This window comes from Nocardia brasiliensis IFM 10847, from assembly GCF_000710915.1.
GTDB classification, from domain to species: domain Bacteria; phylum Actinomycetota; class Actinomycetes; order Mycobacteriales; family Mycobacteriaceae; genus Nocardia; species Nocardia brasiliensis_A.
The window spans coordinates 1-1,531 of the sequence record NZ_BAUA01000134.1; the positions used below are offsets into that span (position 1 = coordinate 1).

The following is a 1,531-nucleotide window of genomic DNA, read 5'->3' on the forward strand; positions in this document are numbered from 1 at the left end:
CGGGCTCGTCCCGTTCCCGTACGGGTGGCTCGTAGTCCCGTGCCATGAATAACTCACCCCGCCAGTGCCTTCGGAATAGTCGCGTGTTCCGGCAGGATCACCCCGCAACCGAGCGAGGCCGCGAAGGCCGCCGCCTGGTAGCGGTAACACCGCCGAATCTTCAAGCGCGCCTGCGTCGACAGGTCGCGCGTGATGGCTTCGATCCGCGGCAGGTCGCCGCGCAGGGGCTCGGTGATGGTCACCAGCGCCCCGAAGCGGGTCACACCGTGACCCCGGGCTTGTTCCTCGCGGGCCTGCTGGGTGGCGCCCACCCGCAGGGTCGCCGCCGCGGACACGACGCCACGCTCGCTCTGCTGGGCCACCAGCGCGTTCTTGAAGTCGTCGTCGACGATCTCGGCGGCGTCGGCGGCCGAGTGCGGGCGATAGACGATCGCGATGCGCTTGCGCGGCACTTCGGGATTCGGGGCGAGCAGCCGCTGCAGCACCCGCTCGTCCACCGCGCCCTCGGGGGCGGCGTCCATCTCCCAGGTCACCGAGCGGCCGCCGTCGTGCACCAGGTGGTCCCACTTCTCGTCGTGCGACACCGGGCCCGCGTCGGCCCAATCCAAGCCGTGGCCGTGCGGCTCGCTGGCGGCGACCTCGAGGTCGGCCTGCGAGGCCGGGTCGTAGCTGCGCCGGATGAACGAGATCACCTCGTCCGCCGACATCGGTTGCGCGCGCACCCCGGCTTCGGCCAGCGCCGCGCAGATACCGGGCAGGCGGCGGCCGATCTCGACGGCCTCCTCGGCGGGGTTCTTCCGGCGTTCGGCGGTGGTGGCCTTGAACGTGATCGCCACGCGCGGCAGCAGCTGCACCCGCTCCTGCGGCAGCTCGGTGGCCAGTTCGTACATCACCTGCTGGGCCAGCTCCGGCGCCTCCGGCCGGGTGATCGTGGAAACCTCGGTGAGCAAACGGTTTCCGGTCTCCGGCACGGTGTCGATGACCGGCACGACCGCGACGATGTCGCTGGTCTGGCCGACCGAGGCGAGGAAGGTGCCCCAGGCCGACACCCAGCGATCGATCACCGGCTGGTCGACCGCCTCATGTCCCTGCGGCCAGGCCCGCAGCACCACCGTGTACTGCGCGAACTGCGGCAGGTGGATCATGCCGAAGCTGTACCCGCCCGCGTCGATGCCCTCGTAGAGCTTCGACGGCGCGAGCAGACCCGGCAGCCGGGTGACCCCGCCGGGGATGCGGGAGAACCGGCCGCCGCGGTACACGTGCTCGCCACGCTTACGCGAGCGCATCCAGTTGAACATCATCAATCCCGTCTCGTAGCCCGAGCGGCCCCCCGTCCGCCACACCAGTGGAAGCATGATCACGACGCCGGAGCCACCGACGATCAGACCCCATTTGAAACCGCCGACCATCGCGGTGATCAACGCCGTGATGACCACCGCGAAGCCGAGCACGGTCTCCTCCCAGCGCAGACCGAAAAGGCCTGCGCTGCGGGGCTTCTGCCACAGCCCGTAGGAGCGACGCTCGTAGGTGT

Annotated in this window: 1 protein-coding gene; it reads right to left on the bottom strand. The window is 70.2% G+C overall.

Annotation, left to right across the window (positions count from 1 at the left end; translation table 11 throughout):
* Positions 1-53 precede the first annotated feature (53 nt).
* Positions 54-1,531 (bottom strand): SCO6880 family protein (locus NBRGI_RS27100; protein ID WP_029900036.1); only part of this gene is annotated, 1,478 nt, incomplete at its 5' end.